Genomic DNA, 20,258 nt, shown 5'->3' with positions numbered 1-20,258 from the left:
TATGAACGGAGAGCCCAGTGGCGCACCTTGCTTCCACCTGTACTGGGTCAGCCATGATCGTCGCCCTGGGGATGCTGGTTCTGGGGGCGTGCTCCTCCGACCCTCCGGCAGCACAGGCCGAGGCGACCTTGAAGGCGGACATCGACTTGCTGATGAAACTTCTTCATGCCAAGGACGTAAAAGTAACCGACGAAAGCGGCGTGGACATTCCTTGTGGTGATGGCAAGGTGAAACGGTCATATGCGGTTTCGGGTACGGATACTTCTGACGTTGACGGGTCGGTCATTGTATTTAATATGCTGACCGGAGGTCTGGGGCAACGGGGGTACAAGGTTGTCTCTGTTGACTGGGATACGCCCAGCAACGAGTTGGTAAAAGAGGAGTCTCGCATCAAAGTCACCGTTGACTCCTCACGTAAAAACTATTGCGAGATTTTCGGAGAGACTCGATGCCTACAGGCAGACCTGTGAGTTATTCCGAAGGGGGTTTGTTTGATTGTTATCCTTGGCTCCGCCGAAAGCGACTTTGAGGCGGGTGGCCGCTTCGCCGGCCGTGCTCACATCCCCGTTGCCCGAGCCGTTACGGATCAGCCAGTCGGTGAAGTTCTTCAATGCCTTAGGATCTTTGGCAAATTCCTTGAAGGGAAGCAGGTTGCCGTTTTTTCCGGTGATGGGAGGTTGACTGAAGGCCGGATCGTCCGGAGGAACAGGGTAGGAGAACCCGTAACGCTTGAGTTCATGGAAGATCCAGTATTCGCGGCCAAGGGTGGCCAGCCGGTTGCTCTCCTTGAGCCTGTCCAGGCGGGTCTCGTCAATATCCTTGTACGAGTCGATGGTCTCGCTGGTGGACTTGCTGATCATAAACCAGATGAAGTCATCGAACGAGGTTTCCACGAGTTTCAATCCCGAGGCGGCAAACCCTGCGGCGTCGACTCCCAAACCCAGGAGAAAGAAGAGCCGATCCTTCATTTCCTGGTCGTACTCGTCCATCTTCCCTTGGACCTCGTTCGCGGCGGCGAGCATCCGGCCGAACTCCGCCTCCAGGTCGAAGGCGATCGCGTCATGCTCGTTGGGATAGAGCGAGACCTCCCCGTTGAGTTCGGAGGACAGGTCCCGCAGATCCTCGCGCGGCAGGTCGTTGAACAGGGCCCTGGCCGCTTCCGGATTGTTGGCCAGCGCGGACAGGAAGTGGCTCAGGTCGGCGGTCCAGCGGGCGAGAACCCCGTCCCCGGGGGACTTCCGGACACGGGGGCGGACCACCTCGGTGAGCCATCCGGCGGGGAACCTGCCGTGCCCGAGCAGCAGGCCCAGGTCGGCCGCCGACGCCCTCCCCAGGCTCTCCGGTTCCCAGGCCGGGCCGAGCGTCTTCGGCCGTCTGGCCACCGCACCGGCGAGGGCCTCACCCATGGTCTTCCAGTGTTCCCGCGCGGACTCGCCCCGGTAGTGGTTCAGTTCCCGGAGAACGGCCGCCGCGCCCCTGGGGCCGAGGACGGCGAAGAATCCGGCGGTGAGGTCGGCGTCCCCGCGCCGGGCGGCGAGCTGCTCGAAGGCCCGGTCGTAGTCGTTCCCGGAGGAGTGCGGACCCGCCCCCGACAGCCGGGCGAGGGTCTCCGCGAGCCTTCCGCCCTCGTCGTCGGCGAGGGTGCGCGCCGCGAGGCCCTTCTCGTCGAACGCCATGAGCCCTCCGCCTCCCGGCGGCGGCGCGAGTCCCAGTGGGCCCGGACCAGTCAGGCCCAGGCCCGTCAGGCCCGGGGCCCAGCCCGTCAGGGAGCCGGGCTCCTGGATCATCTGGTTGCGCCTGCGCAGCCGCGGGATCTCCTGTTCCAGCCAGCCTTCGATCTCGCGGATCCGCAGCGCCGCGGACCGGTCGGCGCCCGCCGCGGAAAGCGCGTTCAGGATTCTCTCGGTCTCCTCACCGATCACTTTCCGCGCCTGCTCCAGCGACGCGATGAATTGCTCCATCAACTCCGGATTAATTCCTGAGTATTCATCCGGAGATGACCCGTTTCCCGATGACGCAGGCGGCGTCGGCCCCATATCGAAAGCCTCCCACCGAAGGCAATCCCCGGTTTTACCTTAGGCATCCGGATCGCGACCGGACAGGAATTCGATCGTCTGGGAGTCTCAGGCGTGGGCGGCTCCGGCGAGGATGCCGCCGTACTGGATGGCGACCAGGTGGCGGATCGGGATGGTCTCGTCGGGAGTGCCCGCCTCGGCCTCGGCGCACCATTTGGCGTAGGTGTCCGACAGCGCGCGGGTCCGCGCCCGGATGGTCGGGGTGCCGTTGCCGACGGCGAGTTCACCCTCCAGCGCGCGCAGCAGCATGCCCCCGAACCTGAGCCGGACGCTGTGCGCGGTGTCGCGGCAGGACTGCCGCTCGGCGACGGTGGCCGGCCGGTCGCTCTCCGGCGCCCGCGCGCGGTGCTCGGCGGTGGTGGCCATCCCCTCGATGAAAGGCACGAAGAACCTGCTGGCCCGGACGAACGGGGAGCGGGTCGCCAGGTCGCCGGCGACGGCGCCGAGCGTCTCGTCGAGGACGGCGAACGTCTCGCGCAGGTCCGCCGCGTGGGTCCGGATCAGATCGGCGTACCCGACCCCGGCCGGGGAGCGGTCGTCGGCCGTGGGATCCCGCCAGTAGGGCAGTTCGGCGGTCAGGCAGAGCGTGCCGTACCGGGCGGCGTAGGAGTCGCTGGACCCGCCGGTGAGCTGCGCCGCCGGATCCTCGCCGAGCGCCTCGACGTAGTCGTAGGTGTCCTCCATCCGCGGGGCGAGGAAGACCGACTCCTCCAGGGACCGCACCGAGGGGTGTTCGGGCTCGCCCGCGTGCAGCGGCACGCCGTACCGGCCCGGCAGGGACTTGAGCACGGCCTGCAGTTCGGGCACCGGGCGGTTGAGGTAGAAGAACGCCCCGCCCATCTCGCTGTTGTGCAGGGTGGTCATGAACGCCGGGCGGGTGTCGTCGATCAGCCGCATCAGCGCCAGCGTCTCGGGCATCACCCGGTCGAAGTAGGCGCGCTTGTAGGCGAAGGGGAAGGTCCACTCGACCTGCTCGTCGCCCGCCGGGCGGTAGAAGTGCCTGCCGTAGTGGGCCTTGGTGAACGGCCCGGCGAACCACCCCTCGTTGAGCCTGGTCCCGTCCGGGTCGAGGCAGCCCACGATGTGCCAGGTGTGGCCGGTGGCCTCGCGCAGCGCGGCGCTCTCGCACAGCCGGGTGGCGAGGTGGATCACGGTGAGCCCGCCGATGGGCTCGTTGGGGTGCGGCATGGCGCCGACCAGCGCGTGGCGCGGCCCGTCACCGACGCTCAGGCAGAGGATCGGCTCACCCAGGGCGGAGCTGCCCACCCGCCTCAGCGAGGCGACGCCGGGATGGTCGGCGGCCAGCCGGGTGAGGGCGGCCGCGATCTCGTCCACGGTGGCGAACCGGTCATGGTCGGGAACGGAGTCGAGTTCGTCGTTCAGCAGGGGGTCTGTCACCCCCGACAGTCTGCCGAGCGCGCCTCGGTACCGGGAGTCCGGGGATGAGTGATCGGCCGGGTTCGCCGGGCGGGGGGAAGGGAGGTCGGCCGTCCGCCTAGAGTCTCCTCATGTCCTCTCCCTCTGCTCGCCTGCTGCTGCGTGACGCGCGGATCGGTCTCGGCGGCCCGCTGCGCCATGTCCTGATCGTTGACGGACGGGTCGCGCAGGTGGCCTCGGAACCCTCCGCCTGCGACGAGTCGGTGGACGTCGGGGGCGCCACCCTGCTGCCAGGGCTGTGGGACGCGCACGTGCACTCCGTGCAGTGGGCGCAGGCCCGGCGCAGGATCGACCTGACCTCGGCACGGTCGGCGCGGGAGGCGGTCGACCTCGTCGCCCCGCGGGCGGGCACGGCCGGGTTCACGGTCGGCTACGGCTTCCGCGACGGCCTGTGGCCGGACACGCCGGACAAGTCGCTGCTGGAGGCGGCGGCGCCGGGCTGCCCGATCGTGCTGGTGAGCAACGACCTGCACACCGCCTGGTTCAGCCCGGCCGCGCTGGCGGCGATCGGCAGGGGCGATCACCCGACGGGGGCGCTGCGCGAGCGCGACTGCTACGACGCGATGGCCGAGATGCCCCCGCCGCCCGAGGACGAGCTGGACCGCTGGGTGGCCGAGGCCACCACCGCCGCCGCGGCCAGGGGCGTCGTCGGCGTGCTGGACTTCGAGTTCGCCGACAACGTCACCGACTGGACCCGGCGGATCTCGCGGGGGGCGGTCGACGTCCGGGTCGGCTGCTCGATCCCGGTGAACCGGCTGGAAGAGGCGATCGATCGCGGGTTGCGCACCGGTGAGCCGGTCGCGGGCTCGGGGGGCCTGCTGGAGGTCGGGCCGGTGAAGACGTTCGTGGACGGTTCGCTGAACACCAGGACCGCCTACTGCGCGGACCCCTATCCCGGTGGCGAGGCGCGCGGGCTGCTGGAGACACCGCCACAGGAGCTGTACGGGGTGATGGAGCTGGCCGCGAGGCACGGGATCGCCCCGGCGGTGCACGCCATCGGCGACCTGGCGGTGGGCATCGCGCTGGACGCCTTCGAGCGGGTCGGCTGCCCGGGGCGGATCGAGCACGCCCAGCTGGTCCGCCCGGAGGACTTCGGCAGGTTCGCCAGGCCCGGTCTGGTGGCGGGGGTGCAGCCCGCGCACGCGCCCGACGACCGGGAGGTGGCCGACCTGCACTGGCGGGGGCGGACCGGGCGGGCCTTCGCCTACGCCGACCTGCTGGCCGCGGGGGCGAGGTTGGAGCTGGGCTCCGACGCTCCGGTGGCGCCGCTCGACCCGTGGGACGGGATCGCCTCCGCGGTGGCCAGGACCGACGACGAGCGCCCGCCGTGGCACCCGGAACAGGCGATCTCGTTGCCGGCGGCGCTGGCGGCGGCGGCCAGGGGCCGCGCCGGGGTGCGTCCGGGCGACCCCGCGGACCTGATGATCACCGAGTACGACCCAGCGGGGCTGGACGGGGACGGCCTCCGCCGGATACCGATCCTCGGCACCCTGCTCGGTGGCCGCTGGACCCACCGCCGCGCCATCTGACCCGGCGGTCGGGCAGGAGAACGACCTGGCCCGGCTGGGCCTGTCGTGTCGCCTGGTTCGTTTGATCCACCGGACCTGTCGCAGCGCCGTTCGATTCGGTGGATCGGGTCCGGGAGGCCCACCCGGCTCGGTTCGCTGCCGGGCCGGCCTGTCCGGTTGGGCCCGCCGGCGAACGGTCCGATATGCCGTCCCGCGTCCGATGTCTCCGGCGACCGGCGCCGTACCGCCGACCGGCCGACTGTCTGAGCGGGCGCCGGCTTCTGGTAGGACAGGCGGGTGACCCACGCCAACCCCTCGCCGGACGATGACGCCCTCCTGCCGCTCGACGCCGTACGCGAGCGGCCCGGGCCCGGCAGGGCCGCCAGGGCCGTCAAGGCGCGGCCGGGGGCCGTCCGGGCGGCGGGAGTGGCCAGGTCGCAAGGGGTGGCCGAGCAGGTCAGAGGGGTGCCGGAGCCGGCCGCGGAGCTGCCGGTCGCCCGGGTGGTCGTCGACACCCCGCTGCCGCATCTCGACCGGTTGTTCGACTACCTCGTCCCCGCCCCCCTGGACGCCGCCGCGGTGCCGGGGTGCAGGGTCCGGATCAGGTTCGCGGGCAAGCTCGTCGACGGGTTCCTGCTGGAACGGGTGGAGACCACCGAGCACCAGGGCAGGCTGACCCGTCTGGAGCGGGTCGTCTCCGCCGAGCCCGTGCTCACCCCGGAGATCGCCGCGCTGGCCCGTGTGGTGGCCGACCACTACGCCGGGACCATGGCCGACGTGCTGCGCCTGGCCGTCCCGCCCCGCCACGCCAGGGTCGAGGCGGAGGCCGTCGCCGCCTCCGCCGATCTCGCCTCCGGGACCGGCACGGACCCGCGGGCGGAGAGCGAGGCGGCTGAGCCCTCCGGGGAGCCCGGATCCGAACGGACGGCAGGAGAGCCGGAGACAGGAGAAGCGGAGCCGAGGCAGCCGGAACCGGTAAGAGAACGAGGTGAACACGGACCGGGCGGGGAGCAGGGGATCGTGCCGGGGCCGGGACAGGGAGGCGACAGCGAGCCGGAGCGGGGACCGGGGCCGTGGGCGGACTACCGGGAGGGGGAGGCGTTCCTGGCGGCTCTGGCGAAGGGGGGCTCCCCCCGAGCCGTGTGGACCGCCCTGCCGGGCACCGACCAGGACGGGCCCGGGTGGCCGAGGGCGGTCGCGGTTGCCGTACGAGAGACCCTGCACGGTGGCAGGGGAGCCCTCGTGGTGCTTCCCGACGGCAAGGACGTGGCCCTGGCCGACGCGGCGCTGAGCGCCGTCCTGGGGCCCGGCGCGCACGTGGCGCTGACGGCGGACCTCGGGCCCGCGGAGCGCTACCGGCGGTGGCTGCGCCTGTCCAGGGGGCAGGTCCGGGTCGCCGTCGGAACCAGGGCGGCGGCGTTCGCCCCGGTCGCCGACCTCGGGCTGGCGGTGATCTGGGACGACGGCGACGACCTGCACTCCGAGCGGCTCGCCCCCTACCCGCACACCAGGGAGGTCCTCGCGCTGCGTGCCCACCGGGCCCGCGCGGGCCTGCTCATCGGCGGGTACGCCCGCACGGCGGAGGCCACCCAGCTCATCGCCACGGGCTGGGCGGGGCCCATCGTCGCGGCCCGCCAGGCGGTCAGGGCCAGAGCGCCGAGGGTCCGTCCGGCGGGGGAGGACTCGGAGCTGGCCAGGGACGAGGCGGCCAGGGCCGCCCGGCTGCCCAGCCTCGCCTGGCGGATCCTGCGCACGGGGTTGGAGAGCGGCCCGGTGCTGGTGCAGGTCCCCCGGCGGGGCTACCTGCCCGCGCTGGCCTGCCAGGGCTGCCGGGCACCGGCCCGTTGCGGGCACTGCGGCGGGCCCTTCGCGCTACGTGGTGGCCACGTGGCCCCGTACTGCCGCTGGTGCGGCCGGATCGCCGGTGAGTGGCGCTGCCCCTCCTGCGGCGGGGTGCGGGTGCGGGCCCAGGTGGTCGGTGCCCGCCGCACCGCCGAGGAACTGGGGCGGGCCTTCCCCTCCGTACGGGTCAAGACGTCGGGCAGGGACGGGGTGCTGGCCACGGTCGGCGCGGCCCGGGCACTGGTGGTGGCCACCCCGGGAGCCGAGCCGGTGCCCGAGGGCGGATACGCGGCGGCGGTGCTGCTGGACGGCTGGGCGCTGCTCGGCAGGCCGGACCTGCGCGCCGCCGAGGAGACGCTGCGCCGGTGGATGAACGCGGCGGCGCTGCTGCGGCCCTCCGCCGAGCTGGTCGTGCTGGCCGATTCCTCGCTGCCCGTCGTGCAGGCGTTGCTGCGCTGGGATCCGGTGACACATGCCGAGAGAGAACTGGCCGACAGGACAGAACTCGGTTTCCCCCCGGCGGTGAAAATGGCGACGCTCACCGGATCTCCGGCGGGGGTCAGGGAAATGCTCGGTGAGGTGGCGCTGCCCCCCGAGGCGCAGGTGCTCGGCCCGGTCCCGGTGGCCTCGCCCAGGGGGGATCAAGTGCGGGAACGCGCCATGGTGCGGATCGCGCGAGGCTCCGGTGCCACGCTGGCCGCGGCTCTGAAAGGAGCCGTGGGAGTGCGCTCCGCACGCAAGGCCGCGGAGGTGGTCAAGGTATGCATTGACCCCCTAGATGTGATTTGAGTTGTTTCCCCGATTCGCGGTGCTGGCAGTAAGCCGTTAATTTTCCCCTGTGTCGATCGAATGGGTGAATCGGGCCGTAGACGACCTGCGCGCGTGGGGGCGTGCGCGCGGCCTGGACGTTGACGTGGACGAGGTGCGGCTGCTCTGCGACTACGCGAGTGACTATCTGGACGTGAACGAGCTGGGTGATTTCACCCCCGTCGCCTTCGAGGAACTGCTGCTCAACATCTATCCACGCAAGGTCATCGCCCCGCCGGAGAGTGCCCCCGAGACCGTCGCCGCCGCCCGCACCCTGGTCGACTTCCTGCTCTCGACCGAGGAGATCGGCGGCAAGATGGCCGTCCGGATGAGGAGCGTCCTCGACCGGATCGAGCCCGAGATGCCCATCGCCCTCGCCGACACCTCCAGGTTCGGCATGGCCAAGAGCCTCTTCAGCGCGATGGGCGCGGACTCACTGGAGCAGCAGGCGGGGGATGCGATCCTCTCCGTCTCGGCGGTGCAGGAGGAGCCCGTCGTCGAGCACTGCGACTGCCCCGGCTGCTCGCCGCTTCCCCCGGTGCGCCTGGCGCCCCGTGAGACGCTCGTGCAGAGCGTCCTGCGGGTGCCGCTGCTGACCGACGCGCGCAGGCTGGTCCAGTGGATGCTCGCCGGAGGGCGCACCCCGACCGTCAAGGGCAGGCTCAGGGTCCGTGACGCCACCGAGGCGATCGCCCAGCTCTCGGTGACCGACCCCGGTCTGCTCTGGGGACTCGCGGTCCACACCGGCCTGGTCACCGTCGAGGGCACCGCCATCTTCGACGGCGAGGACTTCGACCCGCTCGACATCTGGGCCGCGACCGTCGAGTTCGTCGTCGAGAAGGAGACCGGCGGTGCCGTGACGGGCGAGGTCTCCCTGGACGAGGAGCTCTACGGCCTGTGCGACATGCTCTACCGGCTCCAGGCACCCGTGCCGATCCCGCTGGTCAGGGAGTACCTGGACGAGATCGGCCTGGTGGAGGAGGGGGAGATCGACGTCCCCGAGGTCGTGCGGCGGCTCGCCTACTGCGGGATGGCCGAGCCGGGCGACGAACTCCTGGAGCTCACCCCGCTGGCCCTGTGGGGGCTGCACAGGCTCTACACCGACCTGGGCATCGAGGCGCCCCAGGCGGCCGACCTGGCCCTCGCCGACGCGCCCGAGCTCATCGAGGGGCTGCTGTCGGGGATGCCCGCCGAGATGGCCGAGGCCGACATCGAGGGCTGGCTGCGGCACCGGAGCCCGGCGCAGGCGGTCGCCGAGCTGCTCGGCTCCGTCTCGGGGGCGCCCTCGGTCGCCAGGGGCATAGCGGTGACGATCGTCGACCGGCTCGGCCCCGACGCGGAGGAGGCGGTGCGCGCCTTCCTGGAGGAGCCGGAGCTGCGCCCGCACGCCATCCACTGGCTGACCGCGCGCGGCCTGGCGGCCCCCGCGCTCACCTCGGAGGAGGTGCTCTGGATGAGCGTGGACATGCTCGTCCTGGCCATGCCCTCGGCCGAGGAGGATCCGGAGACGTTCGCCGAGAACATGTCCGCCTCCGGGCCGCCGCAGAGCGTGATCGAGGAGATGTGGCGGGTCGACCACCCCGAGGTCGTCGAGGTTCTCGAGCTGCTCGGACGCTCCCTGAGGGACCACAACGCGGCCAAGGCGGCCCGCAAGGCGGCTTTCAAGGCACGTTCCCGCGCCATCGGCTGAGCCGTGTATGCGTGAGGCGCGAGTGCAGTAAGTTTCACGGGTGGCAAAGAGCGGGAACAGTGGGAACGTCTTCGACATCGGCGAGCTGCGCAGGCTTGTGGACGAGCTGGGAGCGGCACCCCGCGAGCTGCGAACAGCCGTTCTGGAGGAGTCGGTCACAGCCGCGGGCCGTGACTGCCCCCCGCGCGGCGACGCGCTGAGCTTCCCGCCGGTCGACCTCGCCCCGGACGCCGAGCTGGCCGCGTCCGTGCCGCTGGTGCCGCTGGTGCTCGACGCCCAGCGGCTGGCCGCCTGGACCGGCACCCGCGCGGTGACCTCCGAGGGACTGCTGCCCGACCCGTTCGGACCGTGCGCGGAACTCGGCCTGCCGGGCCCGGCGCGACTGCACCTGCTCTGGGTGGTCGCGGTCAACACCGGCATGCTGCGCATCTCCCGCGGCCGGGTGGACCCCGGCCCGCTGGCGCTCTCCGCCGACCTGCCGCACCGGGCCGTGCTGGGGTTCTGGGACGGCGTGGTCATGGACGTCCTCGACCGCGCGGACGACGACCTGACCGGGTCCCCCGTGATCGACGATCACCTGGCCGAGATGCTCGCCACGCTGTACGCCGTGCGCGAGGGACTGTCCACCGCGACCCTGGTCAAGGGCATCCTGCAGTCGCATCGGGTGGCCTGCGGGGCCGGTCCCGCCGAGATGAGGACGCTGACCGGCACGCTGCCCGCCCAGCTGGAGTCGGCACTGTCGCTCCTGGGCTACTGCGGGCTGGTCGAGACCTCGCGGGCGGGCAGGCCCCGGCTGACCCCGCTCGGCATGTGGGCCGTCCGCCAGGACCTCATCAGGGAGGGCCACGACGCGCCGACGGGCGCCGAGGTCGCCGTCTTCACCGACCTCGGCGCGCCCGAGCTGGTCGAGGCGATCATGAAGGGTTCCGCCGCGCCCAGCGCCGTCACCGTGTGGCTGGAGTCCCGCCACCCCGAGGCCGCCGCGCGCGAGCTGGTCAAGGTCGCGGCCTCGGGCACGGCGGGCCGGCGCGGGGTCGCGGGCGCGATCCTGGAAGAGCTCGGCCCCGAGGCCGAGGCCCCGCTCAGGGAGGCGCTCTCCGAGCCCGCCATGTGGCGCTACGCCGCCTCCTGGCTGCACATCCGCGACCTGCCCGCGCCCGCGCTCACCCCCGCGGACAACACCTGGCTCGCGGTCGACTCGCTCGCCTCGCTGCTGGAGCGGGGCGAGGCCTCCGAGGCGATCTGCGAGTTCGACGCGCTCGAACCCGGAGAGGACCTCATGCGCGTGGTCGAGGAGATGGCCCTGGTGGAGCACCCCGACACCTTCGCCGTCCTCGACCTGCTCGGCTCCAGGCACGGCACCGCCGCGGTGGCCAAGTCGGCCCGCAAGGCCGCCATGAAGGCCCGCTCCCGCTGAGGCGCGCGGGAAGGCCCGGGGAAGGCGGCCGGCGCCCTTAGACTGGGGCGATCCCCTGAAGCGTGAGGAGACCCCGTTGGCCATTCAGCCGATCCGCCTTTTCGGCGACCCGGTGTTGCGCACTCCGGCCGATCCGGTCAAGGACTTCGACAAGGAGCTGCGCAAGCTCGTCAAGGACCTCACCGACACGATGATGGACGCACCGGGGGCCGGGCTGGCGGCACCCCAGATCGGGGTCGGACTCCGGGTCTTCACCTACTACGTGGACGACCAGCTCGGACACCTGATCAACCCCAACCTCGACCTGTCGGACGAGGCGGACGAGGAGGGCGAGGAGGGCTGCCTGTCCTTCCCCGGCCTCTCGTTCCCCACGCCCAGGGCGCTGCGGGCCGTGGCGACCGGTTTCAACATGCACGGCGAGCCGGTGACGCTTGAGGGCACCGACCTGATGGCCCGCTGCTTCCAGCACGAGACCGACCACCTCGACGGCGTGCTGTTCATCGACCGGATGGACGCCAAACAGCGCAAACTCGCCATGAAGGCGATCCGCGAGGCCGACTGGAACGGTCTGTCGGCCCCCGCGTTCAAGTTCTCCCCGCACGCCACCCACGGGAAGGCTCTGTAGGAACCTTGCGCCTGGTCTTCGCCGGAACCCCGGACACAGCCCTGCCCGCGCTGCGGGCTCTGATCGACTCGCCCCGCCACGACGTCGTCGCCGTCGTCACCCGGCCGGACGCCCAGTCGGGCAGGGGCCGCAGGGTCCACCCGAGCCCTGTCGCCGAGCTCGCCGAGGAGGCGGGCATCGAGGTGCTCAGGCCGCAGAAGGCGGGTGACCCGGCCTTCCTCGACCGGCTCACCGAGCTCGCCCCCGACTGCTGCCCGGTGGTCGCCTACGGTGCGCTCCTGCCCCAGGCCGCCCTGGACATCCCCCGGCACGGCTGGGTCAACCTGCACTTCTCGCTGCTGCCGGCCTGGCGCGGCGCGGCGCCGGTGCAGCACGCCGTGCTGCACGGTGACGCGATCACCGGTGCGGCCACCTTCCGGATCGTCAGGGAGCTGGACGCGGGCCCGGTCTACGGCGTGGTCACCGAGGAGATCCGCCCCGCGGACACCAGCGGGGAACTGCTCGCCCGGCTCGCCGAGTCCGGTGCCGGGCTGCTGACGGCCACCCTCGACGGGATCGAGGACGGCAAGCTGGAGGCCGTGCCGCAGCCCGCGGAGGGGGTCAGCCTCGCCCCGAAGATCAGCGTCGACGACGCCAGGGTCGACTGGTCCGCGCCCGCCATGCGCGTCGACCGGCTGGTCCGCGCCTGCACCCCCGCCCCGGGCGCGTGGACCGAGTTCCGCGGTCAGCGGGTCAAGCTCGGCCCCCTGCGACCGGTTCCCGACGCCTCACCCCTGGCCCCCGGCCGGATCGCGGTGTCCAAGAACACCGTCCTGGTCGGCACCGCCACCTACCCGGTCGAGCTGGGCGAGGTGCAGCCGCAGGGCAAGCGTCTGATGGGGGCGGGAGAGTGGGCCCGCGGCGTGCGGCCCACGGACGAGGATCGGCTGGCCTAGAGATCATGAGCAGTGCTGGTGGTGACGGCCGTAACGCCGCACGGGGCGGGCGCGGTCAGGGGCCGGCTCCGCGCGGCCGCGGAGCGGGCGGGAACCGAGGCGGGGGCAGGGGTCCGGCCGGGGCCGGGCGTCCGCCCAAGCCGGTCCGCGACGAGGCGCGCAACACCGCGTACGACCTGATGCGTGCCGTCGACGAGCGGGACGCCTACGCCAACCTGCTGATGCCCACGCTGCTGCGCGAGCGCCGCCTGTCGGGGCGGGACGCGGGACTGGCCACCGAACTGGCCTACGGCACCCTGCGCGGTCTCGGCACCTACGACGAGATCATCGCGGCCTGCAGCGACCGGGCGCCGGAGGACGTCGACCCGCCGCTGCTCGACGCCATCCGGCTGGGCGTGCACCAGTTGCTCAAGACACGGGTGCCCCCGCACGCCGCCGTGGGCACCACGGTCGACCTGGTGCGGCTGCGGGTGGGCATCGGCGCCTCGAAGTACGCCAATGCCGTGCTGCGCAAGGTCTCCACCCGGTCGCTGGAGCAGTGGGTCCCGATCGTGGCGCCCGACCCCGCCGACGACCCCGTCGGCCATCTGGCGGTGGCACACAGCCACCCGAGGTGGATCGTCGAGGCACTGCGCGACGCCGTGGGCGGCGACTTCGACGAGACGGCCGCCCTGCTCGCCGCCGACAACGAGCGCCCCCGGGTGACCCTGGTCGCCCGTCCGGGCCGCTCGTCGGTCGCGGAGCTCCTCGACGCGGGCGCCGAGCCCGCCGGATACTCCCCGTACGCGGCCTACCTGCCCGAGGGCGACCCCGGGGCGATCCTCGCCGTGGCCGAGTCGCGGGCCGCCGTCCAGGACGAGGCCAGCCAGCTCGTCGCGCTGGCCCTGACCCGGGTCCCGGTGGAGGGCGCCGACTCGCGCTGGCTCGACCTGTGCGCGGGCCCCGGCGGCAAGGCCGGCCTGCTCGACGCCATCGCGACCCACGGTGACGAGGCGGGCCTGGCGGCGGGCGCCGGGCCGGCCGCCTTCCCCGGCGGGGCGCGCCTGCTCGCCGCCGAGCTGCAGTACCACCGGGCGCGGCTGGTGTGGCAGACGACCCGGCAGGCCAAGGTGATCACCGCGAACGGCACCGTGCCCGCCTGGCGGCCCGGAGTCTTCGACCGGGTCATGCTGGACGCCCCCTGCACCGGCCTGGGCGCGCTGCGCCGCCGACCCGAGGCCCGCTGGCGCCGTGATCCCCGGAGCCTTCCCGAGCTGGGCAGGCTCCAGCGCGACCTGCTCGCCTCGGCGATCGAGGCGGTCCGACCCGGTGGCGTCGTCGGGTACGTGACCTGCTCGCCGCACCTGGCCGAGACCGACGTCGTGGTCGGCGACGTGCTGCGCCGCCGCGACGACGTCGAGGCGCTGGACGCCCGCGCCTACCTCCCCGAGGTCGAGGGGCTGGGCGAGGGGCCGTACGCGCGGTTCTGGCCGCACCGGCACGGCACCGACGCCATGTTCCTGGCCCTGCTCCGCCGCCGCTGAGCGGACCTCGGGGTCATCGTCGCAGGTCAGGGCATATATGGATGCCGCACACCGTTCGACTGGGCATAACTGCTTCCAAGGGGACGTGGGGGTGGCGAAATGTGCGGAATCTGCGGATGGGTGGACTTCGAGGGTGATCTCCGGCAGTCACCGGACATCGCGAAGGCCATGACCGACACCATGGCCTGCCGGGGGCCCGACGACGAGGGGATCTGGCTCGCCCCGCACGTCGCGATAGGCCACCGGCGCCTGGCGGTCATCGACATCGAGGGCGGCCGCCAGCCGATGGTCGTCGCGGAGGAGGGGCTGCCGCTCGCCGTCCTCACCTACAGCGGCGAGATCTACAACTTCGTCGAGTTACGCGCCGAACTGGCCGCCCACGGCCACCGCTTCCAGACCCGGAGCGACACCGAGGTCGTGCTGCGGGCCTACCTCGAATGGGGTGAGGACCTCGCCGACCGGCTGAACGGCATGTTCGCCTTCGCGATCTGGGACACCCGCCGCGAGGAGTTGCTGCTCGTCCGCGACCGGATGGGGGTCAAGCCGCTGTACTACCACCCCACCGCGCACGGCGTGCTGTTCGGCTCCGAGCCCAAGGCGATCCTCGCCAACCCGCTCGCCGGGACGCCCACCGTCGACGCCGACGGGCTGCGCGAGCTGATCGCCTCCGTCAAGACCCCCGAACACGCCGTCTACCAGGGCATGTACGAGGTTCGCCCCGGCCAGGTCATCCGGGTGACCCGCGAGTTCCTGTGCCGGCGCCGCTACTGGCGGCTGAACTCCCACGAGCACGTCGACGACCTCGCCGGCACGGTCGCGGGCGTACGCGACCTGCTGGACGACATCGTCGGCCGCCAGCTCGTCGCCGACGTGCCACTCTGCGCCCTGCTCTCCGGCGGCCTCGACTCCAGCGCCGTCACGACACTCGCCGCGCTGGGGCTCCGGGAGCGGGGGGAGGGGAGGATCCGGTCGTTCTCCGTCGACTTCGCCGGATACACCGAGAACTTCCAGCCCGACGAGATGCGCGACACCCCCGACACGCCGTACGCGCACGAGGTCGTGCGGCACGTCGACGCCGACCACACCGACATCGTCCTGGACGCAGCCGACCTCATGGACCCGGCGGTGCGCGACGCGGTCCTGCGGGCGCGGGACCTGCCGATCGGCGTCGGCGACATGGACACCTCGCTCTACCTGCTGTTCCGCGCCATCCGGGGGCACTCCACCGTGGCGCTGTCCGGGGAGTCGGCCGACGAGGTCTTCGGCGGCTACCGGTGGTTCCACGACCCGGAGGCGGTCGCCGCCGACACCTTCCCGTGGCTGGTCTCCCCGGGGATGGAACGGTTCGGCGGGCTGGGGGCGCTCCTCGACGAGGACCTGATGCGCAAGCTGGACATCCCCACCTACCGGGCGGACAGTTACCGGCACGCGCTGGACGAGGTGCCCCGGCTGCCGGGTGAGGAGGGGCTGGAACGGCGGATGCGGGAGATCTCCTACCTGAACCTCACCCGGTTCGTACAGATCCTGCTGGACCGCAAGGACCGGATGAGCATGGCCGTCGGGCTGGAGGTCCGGGTGCCGTTCTGCGACCACCGGCTGGTGGAGTACGTCTTCAACGCCCCCTGGGCGATGAAGAGCTTCGACGGGCGGGAGAAGAGCCTGCTCCGCGCCGCCACGGCGGACATCCTGCCGCCCTCGGTCGTCCACCGCCGCAAGAGCCCCTACCCCTCGACACAGGACCCCTCCTACACCGGGGCCGTCCGCGCGGAGGCGGCCCGGCTGCTCGGCCGCGGGGACATCGCGGCCGCGCCGCTGATCGACAGGGAGAAGGTGCGGGCGGTGATCGACCGACCGGAGACGGACGGCGGCCCGGCGGGAGGCCGGGCGGCGCTGGAGGGGTTGCTGCAGTTCAACGCCTGGCTGGAGAGGTACCACGTCCGGATCGACATCTGACCCCGGGCCTACTCCACCGAGGGGGACCAGCTCGCCGGGACCGCCCATTTCAGTGAGCCGAGCCGTCCGGCCAGCTCGCGGGCGACCGGGACCAGCCTGTCGCGCACACCGGGGTGCGCGGATCGGATCCGGGCCAGGTCGCGGCCGGTCCGTACGATGACCGCCGGCCCGCCGCCGAGCACGCGGGCCTCGTCCCCCACCCCGGAGACGGCCCTGCTCTCACGGTCCGAGCCGAGTTCGGCCAGCACCCGGGCCGCCTCGGCCTCGGTGGGCAGGCGCCAGAACTCGGCGGTCATCGGCTCGCCGCCCGCTTCGGCGAACTCGCACGTGGTGAACGACGGGACCGCTCGCCCTCGGTGCCGTGCCTCGCCGCGCACGGTGAACCCGGCGGTACGGAGCGGGTCGCACAGATCGGCCCCGGGCACCGCGACGGGTTCGGCCGCGGGGGCGGTGCCGGTGAGCCGGTCGGGGGCGCGCAGCGCGGTGATCCGCAGGCGCGGGGGCTGGGCGGCGGGGCGCACCGCCTGGAGGAAGTAGAGCCGGTCGCCGTCCGCGCCGAACAGCCGGCCCGCCGTCGGGACGAACGCTCGACGCAGGTCTCCGGTCAGCGGATCGATCACGTCCAGGACCCGGCCCAGGTCGTCGCCGGACGGCGTCGCGTAGATCATCCCGTCGGCTTCGACGAGCCGGCCGTAACGCGGTCCGTTCCGCTGGACCCTCGTCCATTCGACCGAGCCGTCGACGGGGTCGAGCCCCTCGAAGGCCGAGGCGTCGTCCCGGTCGCCGGCCACCACGATCCGTCCAGCGGCGCGTACGGCGGCACACCTGCTCCGGCATCCCCGGCGCTCGGCGATCACCCGTCCCGTCATGGCGTCGCGGACCACCAGGCTCTCTGGGCGGGAGACGTCGACCAGCCCACCGTGGACGTACGGGGTGGGGAAGCCCGTGAACTCCCCGCTCCACCGTTCGGTGCCGTCGGCCGCGTCGAGCGCGATGACCCGGATCCCCTTCCGGCAGATCGTCGCGATCGCCACGGTCCGCGCGCCGGGGCTCGTCGTCCGGATCCGATGGCACGACGGGGGGAGCCGGAAGAGCCACCGGGTCCGCCCGGTGCCGGGAGCCAGCCCGACCAGGGTCCGGGAGGCCGTGTCCCAGGCGAGGCCGGTGGGCGGGTTCTCCTCCTGCCCGGCATGATCGGAGAACGGTCCGCCCAGGCCGAGTCGTTCCCGGTGCCAGAGCACCGCGCCGGTGGCGCGGGAGAGCCCGGTCAGGGCGGCGACGTCTCCGGACGGTGACGGGCGGAGGGTCTCGACGATCACCACGGATCCGGCCGGCGTCCAGTCCTTCACCGCGGCTCCGGCGGGGGCGTGGCGCCACCGCTCGGCGCCGGTGGCGGGGTCGTGGAGCCGCAGCGCGGTACGGGTGCGCACGAAGAGGTCCCCGCCGAGCAGTCGCACCGTGGAGTCGTACAGCGGGGTGGGCGTCTCCAGGCTCCACACCTCGGAGAACCCCGTACCGGCCGAGTCGCCGTCGGGGGCGGCCGAGGGGGGCGGGGCGACGAGCAGGACGAGGAGGACGAGGATCGCCGCCGGCCTTCTCAGCATCCCTTGACGTTCCTGCCCGTTTCGCGGAAATAGCTGATCATGGAGCTGTAGCCGACGGCGTACCTGCGGGCGGGGCCGGTGAGCCGGAAAGGCCGGTCGCCCTCGGCGGTGAAGTGAGCACGCTGGACCTCGGCCGAGTCGCCATAGGCGTAGGAGACCTCGATGTCCCATTCGTAGCGGCGTTTTCGCGCTGTCACGGTCAGCTCCACCGACGTCCTCTCCCCGTAGACGAGGTCGATGTTCTTCTCCAGAAGCCGTCCGGCGGACCTGCCCGAGGAGGCGAGCCGGTCGAGGTCGGCCTTCACCGGGAAGACGGGTGAGTCGCCGGCACTGGGCAGATGGAAGCAGGTGCCGGCCGCGACGGGTCCCGAGGACAGGATCCGGGGACGGACGTCCAGGACGCGGATCGGGTCGTTGCGCCGGCCCCGCAGCACGAGGAGGACCTTGATCTCACCGATCCGTGAGCCCCGGGACCTGACCAGCGGCTCGTAGTCACCGTTGAGCAGATGGCGGCGATCGGGGCCCGAGACGATGGCGTCGGGGAAGGCGAACGATATCCCCGCGGTCTCCGGAGAGTAGACGATCGCGCTGATCCGGGGCTCCCGATGGAAGTCGCGCCACTGGTCCTGGACCCACGACCAGCCGGTCACCACGATGCCCGCGATGACCGTCGCGAGTCCTCCGGCCACGGTGACCCCCAGCCACCTGAGCGGCCGGGTGGCCTTCTTCAGGGGGGTCTCCTCGGCGTTTTCGCGGGTGTTCTCCCCGGCGGGCTGCTCGGGAGACGTCTGCGCTGTCATTTCCGCAGCCGCTCGCCGGTGATCCGCAGGGCGTGCCGGAGCAGGGCGGGCTCGCCGAAGGCCTCCACCGTGACGACGACGCGGCCCTCCCTGACGGCGACCACCTCCTTCTCCTGGTAGAAGTAGCCGAGGTGTCGCGCCGCGTTCGGGGAGTCCTCATCGCCCGTCAGCTTCGTCATCCTCTCCGCGGCCTTCTCGATCGACGGGTACACCCAGACGACGGAGACGGTGACGGCCGTTCCCGCTCCTTCGGTGGCGAACTCGCAGGCGAGGGGCGTGGTCAGGCCCAGTTCGGGGGGTGCGGGGATCGGGGTGACCGTGTACCCGCCGGTGCCGGATCGGGCGGCGAGTTCGGCGGCGGGCAGCAGCGCGCAGGGGTCCGGCCAGTCGGCCGCGGGCACCCCTCCCCGCCTGCTCCAGTCGGGCGGGGCGGCGAGGGCGGCTCCGATGTCCTTCTCGGTCAGCGGCGCCGAGAGCGTTCTGAGCGTGTGCCCGTCGACCGGATCGAGGACGTTCAGCGTGCCTCCCTCCTCCGAGCTCAGGTAGATCTTCCCCGCGGCGGTGCCGACCTCCCCTGACAGGTCGGGCCGGGACCACATGATCCGTCCCGACGACCGGCTGATCGATCTGACTCCCGATCCGGGACCTCTCCAGTCGCCATCCGAGACGATCACGGCTCCGGCGGTGATCCTCCAGGAGGGGGAGTAGTGGTAGACGAGGTCGTCGGTGAGGATCAGGCCGTTCTCGTCGAAGATCGTGATCGCGTGGGGGGATGTCAGGACGGAGACGCCCCGCTCCAGGCTCAGCCGGGGGAGGTCGGACGGGGGGAGCCGCTGTTCCCAGCGAACGCGCCCGGTGGTGGGGTCGATGCCGGTGAGCGCGGTGCGGCGGCCCGCGCAGCGGGTCATGGCGACCACCAGGTTCCTGTCCGCCAGCGAGTAGGTCTGGATGGGATCGTCGTCATAGGTCCGTGGATCGGTGGACGGCAGGGCGGCGCTCACGCAGTCGCCGGGCAGCCTCCTCTCCCACATGATCGTTCCGTCCCGCGGGTCCAGCGCGCGGATCACGCGGAGCACGGGAACGTCGATGACGAATCTGCCCGCCGCCGCGCCCATCAGGTAGAAGAACGGCCGCGCCTGGTCGTCGGCGGGGCGGCCGGACAGGATGCTCCAGGTCGGCAGGCCGGTCAGGGCGTCGATCACGGTGATGCGCCGCCGGGTGCCCGGATCATCCGGGGTGTCCGACTCGACCTCGGTTTCGATCGCGACGTGGCGGCCGGTGAAGGTGGCGGCCTTTCGCTCCGCGTCCTCGAAATCCTCCCGTGTCCTCGCCGCGCTCTCCGGCTCGTCCGTCCACAGGTCGGTCCTGCCGAAGAACGGACTGGCCTGGGTGCTCTTCCAGAGCACCCGGCCGGTGGCGGAGACCCTCGCGGTGAGGGTCCTGCCGTCTCCGGAGATGTGGGTTCCGATGATCGGTGAGTTTTCGAGGACACGGGAGGGGAGTGCCGGGGTTCCGGCGGGTACGGTGAGGAGGGCGACGGCGACGATCATCGAAATGGGAGTCGGGCGTGGGAGGTAGTGACGAAAGGACATCGCTATCCGGTTCCGATAAAGGCTGAAAGTCGGTCAAAGTAGGGCTTTCGGCTTTCGCGTACCGTCTCATTCGATAATGCGGATGACTCCCAAAGGAAATTACTCGGGTGATCTCTCGCTCGCCGGGATAGTTACGAATTCGCGTCCCGTGGAATCCCCGGGCGGCTGCGAGTTCGGTGCCGGAGCGGCAATAGCGAGAAAGGATGAAATGCGACCATATGTCTGATATGTCATGTGGTGTGCGGCGGGTGTCGAGCCCGGATGGCGCGTGACGCGGGTCACCCGGCGGACGGCGGGTGACGGAGGGCAGGGCACCGCCTCATAGAATCGGCCAATTATGGCCGTACAGATCTCGCCCAGCATCCTGTCCGCTGACTTCGCCCGCCTCGCCGAGGCGGCCGAGGCGGTCCCCAACGCCGACTGGCTGCACGTGGTTGTCCATGACATCCA

Annotated in this window: 14 protein-coding genes and 1 pseudogene; 10 read left to right on the top strand and 5 right to left on the bottom strand. The window is 71.9% G+C overall.

Annotated features, from left to right (window positions below):
* The first annotated feature begins 53 nt into the window (after positions 1-53).
* A complete protein-coding gene (locus AB0J58_RS12120; protein ID WP_364213858.1) occupies positions 54-470 on the top strand; it encodes a hypothetical protein in 417 nt (138 codons plus the stop codon).
* Here the strand turns inward: AB0J58_RS12120 and AB0J58_RS12115 are convergent.
* Complete coding sequence (locus AB0J58_RS12115) at positions 453-1,961, bottom strand: hypothetical protein (RefSeq protein ID WP_364213855.1); 1,509 nt, start codon at positions 1,959-1,961, stop codon at positions 453-455. The two genes, AB0J58_RS12120 and AB0J58_RS12115, sit on opposite strands and share 18 nt — an antisense overlap.
* A gap of 162 nt (positions 1,962-2,123) precedes the next feature.
* Positions 2,124-3,473 carry a M14 family zinc carboxypeptidase gene (locus AB0J58_RS12110; RefSeq protein WP_364213852.1) on the bottom strand — a complete coding sequence of 450 codons (1,350 nt, stop codon included), beginning with the start codon at positions 3,471-3,473 and terminating at the stop codon, positions 2,124-2,126.
* A gap of 110 nt (positions 3,474-3,583) precedes the next feature.
* On the opposite strand from AB0J58_RS12110, the gene AB0J58_RS12105 reads away from it, so the two are divergent.
* From AB0J58_RS12105 to asnB, 8 genes are all read left to right on the top strand, one after another.
* Positions 3,584-5,041: an amidohydrolase family protein gene (locus tag AB0J58_RS12105; RefSeq protein ID WP_364213850.1), complete on the top strand. Its 1,458-nt coding sequence runs from the start codon at positions 3,584-3,586 to the stop codon at positions 5,039-5,041.
* A 276-nt stretch (positions 5,042-5,317) separates the two neighbouring features.
* A complete protein-coding gene (locus AB0J58_RS12100) occupies positions 5,318-7,651 on the top strand; it encodes a primosomal protein N' (RefSeq protein WP_364213848.1) in 2,334 nt (777 codons plus the stop codon).
* Between the two features lie 49 nt (positions 7,652-7,700).
* Complete coding sequence (locus AB0J58_RS12095) at positions 7,701-9,359, top strand: hypothetical protein (protein ID WP_364213845.1); 1,659 nt, start codon at positions 7,701-7,703, stop codon at positions 9,357-9,359.
* A 40-nt stretch (positions 9,360-9,399) separates the two neighbouring features.
* A complete protein-coding gene (locus tag AB0J58_RS12090) occupies positions 9,400-10,776 on the top strand; it encodes a hypothetical protein (RefSeq protein WP_364213842.1) in 1,377 nt (458 codons plus the stop codon).
* Between the two features lie 76 nt (positions 10,777-10,852).
* Positions 10,853-11,401 carry a peptide deformylase gene (gene def / locus AB0J58_RS12085; protein ID WP_343979553.1) on the top strand — a complete coding sequence of 183 codons (549 nt, stop codon included), beginning with the start codon at positions 10,853-10,855 and terminating at the stop codon, positions 11,399-11,401.
* Positions 11,402-11,406: 5 nt separating this feature from the next.
* Positions 11,407-12,336, top strand: coding sequence for a methionyl-tRNA formyltransferase (gene fmt, locus AB0J58_RS12080; RefSeq protein WP_343979550.1), 930 nt, complete (start codon positions 11,407-11,409; stop codon positions 12,334-12,336).
* A 5-nt stretch (positions 12,337-12,341) separates the two neighbouring features.
* Positions 12,342-13,859 (top strand): transcription antitermination factor NusB, encoded by a 1,518-nt coding sequence (locus AB0J58_RS12075; RefSeq protein WP_364213839.1) that lies wholly within the window; start codon positions 12,342-12,344, stop codon positions 13,857-13,859.
* A gap of 99 nt (positions 13,860-13,958) precedes the next feature.
* Positions 13,959-15,812, top strand: a complete 1,854-nt coding sequence (asnB, locus tag AB0J58_RS12070; RefSeq protein WP_364213836.1) for an asparagine synthase (glutamine-hydrolyzing) — start codon at positions 13,959-13,961, stop codon at positions 15,810-15,812.
* Between the two features lie 8 nt (positions 15,813-15,820).
* Here asnB and AB0J58_RS12065 read toward each other — a convergent pair whose 3' ends face one another.
* Genes AB0J58_RS12065 through AB0J58_RS12055 form a run of 3 tightly spaced genes read right to left on the bottom strand, consistent with a single transcriptional unit; the run spans position 15,821 to position 19,766 of the window.
* Entirely contained in the window at positions 15,821-17,416 is a 1,596-nt protein-coding gene (locus AB0J58_RS12065) for a PQQ-binding-like beta-propeller repeat protein (protein WP_364213833.1), read from the bottom strand.
* Positions 17,410-18,216, bottom strand: a complete 807-nt coding sequence (locus tag AB0J58_RS12060; RefSeq protein WP_364213830.1) for a hypothetical protein — start codon at positions 18,214-18,216, stop codon at positions 17,410-17,412. Before AB0J58_RS12060 ends, AB0J58_RS12065 begins: the two co-directional genes overlap by 7 nt.
* Positions 18,213-19,766 (bottom strand): PQQ-binding-like beta-propeller repeat protein, encoded by a 1,554-nt coding sequence (locus tag AB0J58_RS12055; RefSeq protein ID WP_364213827.1) that lies wholly within the window; start codon positions 19,764-19,766, stop codon positions 18,213-18,215. Before AB0J58_RS12055 ends, AB0J58_RS12060 begins: the two co-directional genes overlap by 4 nt.
* Before the next feature lie 379 nt (positions 19,767-20,145).
* On the opposite strand from AB0J58_RS12055, the pseudogene AB0J58_RS12050 reads away from it, so the two are divergent.
* Positions 20,146-20,258 (top strand): annotated as a pseudogene (locus AB0J58_RS12050) (ribulose-phosphate 3-epimerase); the annotation flags it as partial.

The organism is Streptosporangium sp. NPDC049644, from assembly GCF_040675205.1.
Classification (GTDB): Bacteria; Actinomycetota; Actinomycetes; order Streptosporangiales; family Streptosporangiaceae; genus Streptosporangium; species Streptosporangium fukuiense.
Note: the sequence above shows the minus strand (reverse complement) of the source record. Positions and strands in the feature narration are given on the sequence as shown.

Excerpts from the sequence above, each read along its gene's own strand:
- AB0J58_RS12120 (WP_364213858.1), top strand. The coding sequence starts at position 54 with ATGATCGTCGCCCTGGGGATGCTGGTTCTGGGGGCGTGCTCCTCCGAC.
- AB0J58_RS12115 (WP_364213855.1), bottom strand. The coding sequence starts at position 1,961 with ATGGAGCAATTCATCGCGTCGCTGGAGCAGGCGCGGAAAGTGATCGGT.
- AB0J58_RS12105 (WP_364213850.1), top strand. The coding sequence starts at position 3,584 with ATGTCCTCTCCCTCTGCTCGCCTGCTGCTGCGTGACGCGCGGATCGGT.
- AB0J58_RS12075 (WP_364213839.1), top strand. The coding sequence starts at position 12,342 with ATGAGCAGTGCTGGTGGTGACGGCCGTAACGCCGCACGGGGCGGGCGC.
- asnB (WP_364213836.1), top strand. The coding sequence starts at position 13,959 with ATGTGCGGAATCTGCGGATGGGTGGACTTCGAGGGTGATCTCCGGCAG.
- AB0J58_RS12065 (WP_364213833.1), bottom strand. The coding sequence starts at position 17,416 with ATGCTGAGAAGGCCGGCGGCGATCCTCGTCCTCCTCGTCCTGCTCGTC.
- AB0J58_RS12060 (WP_364213830.1), bottom strand. The coding sequence starts at position 18,216 with ATGACAGCGCAGACGTCTCCCGAGCAGCCCGCCGGGGAGAACACCCGC.
- AB0J58_RS12055 (WP_364213827.1), bottom strand. The coding sequence starts at position 19,766 with ATGATCGTCGCCGTCGCCCTCCTCACCGTACCCGCCGGAACCCCGGCA.